Source organism: Uruburuella suis (assembly GCF_004341385.1).
In the GTDB taxonomy this organism is placed as follows: Bacteria; Pseudomonadota; Gammaproteobacteria; order Burkholderiales; family Neisseriaceae; genus Neisseria; species Neisseria suis.
Genome location: NZ_SLXE01000058.1, coordinates 1 through 5,370, shown reverse-complemented (window position 1 = coordinate 5,370; position 5,370 = coordinate 1). Strand labels below are relative to the sequence as shown.

The following is a 5,370-nucleotide window of genomic DNA, read 5'->3' as shown; positions in this document are numbered from 1 at the left end:
GCAGCAAGGTTGGACACCTTGCGAGCATTTTCAACGTGGCAGGCGCGTTTTTGAGCCAAAAGATTGCCACGAGATGAATTGTGAACAGACCCTAGGTGTACTGTCGCAGGCTTCCGCCTTGTTATCTTATTTTTTCGAATGGGTATTATCGCAAGCATAAAAACCCACGGCTTGCATAAAATGTTAATGCCGTCTGAAAAAGCGGCTTCAGACGGCCTTTGTCAAAACTTAAACCGGTGATTTCTGTATATTAGTGAAATGCATAAAAGTGATACGGCAGGTAGGTTGGGTTGAAAACCCAACAAATCCACAAGCCGTCTGAAACGTTGTGTTTATCAACCCAATCTACGCCGTTGTAAAATGGTGTTCCGCATCACTTTTTTTGTATTTCACTATAGATTGCACCCATCCAAAAATAAGCTTGCTGCCTTATCTCACCTTGATTCGAAAAATAAAATAATGCCGTCTGAAAGGTTTCAGACGGCATCTTTTCGTCATGTGCGCGCGCCATGCGCGCGCGCCAGGCGCACGATGACGCTTTGTTTTAACAAAGCTAATCATGGCTGCGCTTGCTTTTTGATTCATTTGCATGTAACGGCGGCCGTCTGAAAATCCGCCCGAAAGCCGCATGAATTTGTTAAACTTGATACTCTTTATCAACATATCGCCCCTCATGCTCACCTATACCCCGCCTGAATCCCGTGCGCCCGTCCAAGCCCGCGAACATCCTTGGTTGCTGCTGTTGCTGGTGTTTGCCTGGCTGTGGCCGGGTGTGTTTTCGCATGATTTGTGGAATCCGGCCGAGCCGCAGGTGTATGCGGCGGTGGAAAATTTTATTCGCGGCGGCAATGCCTGGATGCCGGCGGTGCTGGGCGAGCCTTATTTTGACGTGTCGCCGGTGTATGTGTGGGTGGCGGCTTTTTTTCAGACGGCCTTGTCGCCTTGGGCGGCCGATGTTTATTCGGCCAGCCGTTTTGCCACGGTGTTGTTTACCGCCATCGGCCTCACCGGCTGCGGCATGGCGGGCTATCGTTTCTTAGGCCGCCATCAAGGGCGCAGCGTGGTGTTGATTTTAATCGGCTGCGCCGGCTTGATGATGAGCGGGCATTTTCTCGGCGGCATGTCGGTGGTGTTTGCCGCTTTGGGCATGTGTTTGTATGGTTTTTCATTGGTGCAAACCCGCGTGATTATGGCCGCTTTGCTGCTGGGCGCGGGCTGGGCGCTGCTTTCGCTCTCGGCCGGGTGGTTGCTGGCGGCGGCTTTTATGCTGATGGCGCTTAGCCTGCCGCTGAGCCGGCAATGGCGCATCAAGCGCTATTACATCACGCTGATCGGCGCTTTTGCTGTGGCGCTGCCCTTGATGAGTGTGTATCCGTTTGCGCTGTATCACACGGATGCGGCGGCTTTTTTTGTGTGGTGGCAATATCATCTTTTTGGCGATTTCGGCGGCAGCGCTTCTTTTCAGACGGCCTTTTCATTGCCTTATTATTTGAAAAATCTATTCTGGTTTGCCTTTCCTGCGTGGGCGCTGGCTTTGTGGACGGCCAGCCGCATCAAGCTTCATCAAGAGCGCTGGGGCGTGTTGGCGCTTTCTTGGCTGGCGGTGGCTTTTTTGCTGTTGGCGGCCAGCTCCAGCCGCTATCAAAATAATCTGCTGTGGCTGCTGCCGCCGCTGGCTCTGCTTGGCGCGGCGCGGCTCGATGGCTTGCGGCGCGGTGCGGCGGCTTTTATCAATTGGTTCGGCATTATGACTTTCGGCCTGCTGGCGGTGTTTTTGTGGCTGGGCTTTTTTGCGATGAACTATGGCTGGCCGGCCAAACTCGCCGAGCGCAGCGCCTATTTCAGCCCTTATTACACGCCCGACATCAGCATTATGCCCATGGTGGTGGCGCTCTCGTTTACGCCGGTGTGGCTGTGGGCGATTACCCGCAAACATATCCGCGGCCGCCAGGCGGTAACCAATTGGGCCGCCGGCATGACGCTGGTGTGGGCGCTGTTGATGACGCTGTTTCTGCCGTGGCTGGATGCGGCCAAAAGCTACCGCCCGGTGGTGGCGCAAATGGATGCCGCGCTGCCCGCCGAGGTGCGCAACGGCAGCGCCTGCATCAGCGTGGCCGCGCAGGCCCATACCGCCCGCCTGGCTTGGGCGCAATACAGCCCGCTTGATTTGAAAACGGATGATGCCGGCTGCGCCTACCGCCTGGTGCAGATGCCGCGCGAAAGTGCCGCACCGGCAGGCTGGCAAGCTGTGTGGCAGGGCGCGCGGCCGCGCAATAAGGAAGAAGGTTTTGCGCTGTTGCGGCGGGCAGATTAGGGTCTGTTCACAATATCAGGCACACGGTTGGCACAATATCTTACGCGCAGATGAATGGCATACAGCCTCTGAGGCATATTGTATGAATCGCTTTCAGACGGCCTTGCAAACAATTCACACCATAACCGTGCGTTTTCGGCTAACATTATGCCCGAACCCGAAAATCATACCCCATCCAAAAAAAGATAAGCTGGCGAGCCCGCGCGTTAAGTTGCTTTGGTTACCCATCCAAAAAAGTAAGCCGGCGAGGCAGGGCAACGCAGTAAGGTTATTTTTGAGCGGGTACAAGGATAAAAAATGAATCATAAACAACAATTACAACAAGGCCTGCAAGTGCTGGGGCTGAGCCTCAGCACCGCCCAGCAATTGCTGCTGCTGGAATACGTGGCGCTTTTGAAAAAATGGAACAGCACTTACAACCTCACCGCGCTGCGCGATGAAGCCACCATGATCAGCCACCATGTGCTCGACAGCCTCACCCTGCTGCCTTATATCGAAAATGCCCAAACGCTGATGGATGTGGGCTCGGGCGGCGGCATGCCCGGCATTCCCACCGCCATTTGCCGCCCCGATTTGCAGATTACGCTTCTGGATTCCAACACCAAAAAAACCACGTTTTTGCAGCAGGCCGTGATTGAATTGGGCTTGAATAATGTCACCGTGGCCAGCGGCCGCGTGGAAGCCATGCACGATAAAAAAGTGGATGTGGTCACCAGTCGCGCATTTGCCGAATTGGGCGATTTTATTGCGCTCACCAAGCATCTGCTCAACGAAAACGGCTATTGGGCGGCCATGAAAGGCGTGTATCCCTATGAAGAGCTCGAGCATGTGCCCTCCGGCATCGAAGTGCTCAAAGTGGATAAAATCGATGTGCCCATGCTGCATGCCGAGCGCCACATGGTGCTGATGCGCCCGAAGCAGGCATAAGAAAGGCTGAAAGATGAGCGCCAAAATCATAGCAGTGGCCAATCAAAAAGGCGGCGTGGGCAAAACCACCACCGTGGTGAACCTGGCCGCCTCGTTGGCGAGCAAAGGGCAGCGGGTGTTGATTGTCGATCTCGATCCGCAGGGCAACGCCACCACCGGCAGCGGCATCAATAAAGGCAGCATCCACAGCGGCGTGTATCAAGTGCTGCTGGGCGAGGCCGATGTGCGCGAAGCAATCAGCCGCAGCGAAGCGGGGCAATATGATGTGTTGGCCGCCAATCGGGCGCTGGCCGGCGCGGAAATCGAGCTGGTGCAGGAAATTGCCCGCGAAATGCGCCTGAAAAACGCGCTGGCCGATGTGCTTGACGATTATGATTTTATCCTGCTCGATTGCCCGCCCACACTCACCCTGCTCACGCTCAACGGCTTGGTGGCGGCTGAGGGCGTGTTGGTGCCGATGGTGTGCGAATATTATGCGCTGGAAGGCATTTCCGATTTGGTGGCCACGGTGCGCAAAATCCGCCAGGCAATCAACCCGCGGCTCGACATCATCGGCATCGTGCGCACGCTCTACAACAGCCAAAGCCGCTTGTCGCAAGAAGTGAGCGAGCAGCTGCAAAGCCATTTCGGCCGCCAGCTTTTCACCACCACCATCCCGCGCAACGTGCGCTTGGCCGAAGCGCCCAGCCACGGCCTGCCCGCGCTGGCCTATGATGCCAAAGCCAAAGGCACGCTGGCTTATCTGGCGCTGGCAGATGAATTGTTGGCGCGCATGGCTTGAGCCATTGCTGCTGAAAAGGCCGTCTGAAACTTGGGTGTTCAGACGGTTTGTTTGGTTTTGGGTGTGGGGCGAGTTTCATGCGTACGATTACGCTGCGCTAATCGTACCTACTCAGCGCCGTAGGTACGCACGCCGCCCAAAGGCGGCGTAATCGTACGCATGCATTGTGCACATCAGGCACGATATCGGCTTTAAGTTGATTGAAAACCGTACAGGCCGTCTGAAACTTGGCTGTTCAGACGGTTTGTTTTGGTTTTGGGTGTGTGGCGGGTTTCATGCGTACGATTACGCTGCGCTAATCGTACCTACTCAGCTGAAATTTTGATGTTCAGACGGCCTGTTTGGTTTTGGGTGTGTGGCGGGTTTCATACGTACGATTACGCTGCGCTAATCGTACCTACGCCGGCGGCGGGTGATGCCTGTGCTGTTCAAAGCGGCGCTAAATGATTACACTATGTGCTTTTGCGTTAAACCCGTTAAGATGAAACGATTGCTCACTTCGCTGCCGGTGTGGCTGATTTTGGCCGATATGGTGTATGGCTTTGCGCTCAATGTGATTCAGAGCTTTAATCTGAGCCGCGAGCCGCTGCCCAAAGACGGCCTGCCCGTGTCGCCCGATATTGCCTTCAGCGGCTTGCAGGTGCTGGCAAACGGCGGCATGATTTTAATCATCGGCTTTGGCTTGCTGGTGTTGCTCCAGCTCAACCGCACGGTGTTGCAGCGGCAGATTCTACCCATCGGCGTGTTGCGCACTTTGGGGCTGCTGGCGGTGCTGGCGTTTGCGGTGCCATCGCTATGGGAATGGGGCTGGGCGCTGCTGGATTTGGCCGGCGGCAGGCTCACGGTGTCGGCCGACAATATCCGCTATCTGTTGGTGGCGTTGTGCCAGCCGTGGGTGGCGCTTTTGTGTGTGTGGCGACTTGTCGGTTGGTATCGGCTGCACAAGCAGGCATCGGGCGCAGAAACTTCATCATAATCCGGCGCAAAGCGGCAAATCGTGCAGCCTTTCCAATATCAAACAGGCCGAAACCTTTGTAAAATCAGATATCTGTCGCACCCGCGCAGGCGGGTGCCTAGTGCAAAGCAGCGCTTTGCTTATCTTACGAAGTTCTGAAAATAATAAATCCCCTTTAAAATAAAATACTTTATCATCACTTTTTTATAACGCTTGCTGTTCAATAATACCAATTCAAAAAAGTAAGCTAATACCAATTCTAAAAAAATAACCTTACAAAATAAAAGCAGTTCGGCAACATCATCCGCGTAGGTCGGATTCTTGAATCCGACGTTTGGCCAACGGCCAAAGCGATGTGCGTGCCTTGTTCTGCGAACAAGTGTCGGATTCGAG

General features: G+C 54.7%; 5 protein-coding genes. 4 read left to right on the top strand and 1 reads right to left on the bottom strand.

What is annotated here, in order from left to right:
* Positions 1-673: 673 nt before the first annotated feature.
* From EV680_RS11795 to EV680_RS11780, 4 genes are all read left to right on the top strand, one after another.
* Positions 674-2,314, top strand: a complete 1,641-nt coding sequence (locus tag EV680_RS11795; RefSeq protein ID WP_132954938.1) for a glycosyltransferase family 39 protein — start codon at positions 674-676, stop codon at positions 2,312-2,314.
* A 297-nt stretch (positions 2,315-2,611) separates the two neighbouring features.
* Positions 2,612-3,241 carry a 16S rRNA (guanine(527)-N(7))-methyltransferase RsmG gene (gene rsmG, locus EV680_RS11790; RefSeq protein WP_132954937.1) on the top strand — a complete coding sequence of 210 codons (630 nt, stop codon included), beginning with the start codon at positions 2,612-2,614 and terminating at the stop codon, positions 3,239-3,241.
* Between the two features lie 13 nt (positions 3,242-3,254).
* On the top strand, positions 3,255-4,022 hold the full coding sequence (locus EV680_RS11785) for a ParA family protein (protein WP_132954936.1): 768 nt from the start codon (positions 3,255-3,257) through the stop codon (positions 4,020-4,022).
* A gap of 481 nt (positions 4,023-4,503) precedes the next feature.
* Positions 4,504-4,998 carry a hypothetical protein gene (locus EV680_RS11780; RefSeq protein ID WP_132954935.1) on the top strand — a complete coding sequence of 165 codons (495 nt, stop codon included), beginning with the start codon at positions 4,504-4,506 and terminating at the stop codon, positions 4,996-4,998.
* A 119-nt stretch (positions 4,999-5,117) separates the two neighbouring features.
* On the opposite strand, the gene EV680_RS12065 is transcribed toward EV680_RS11780, so the two are convergent.
* Positions 5,118-5,370, bottom strand: a 253-nt coding sequence (locus EV680_RS12065) for a hypothetical protein (RefSeq protein ID WP_207894350.1), incomplete at its 5' end; no start/stop codon positions are given.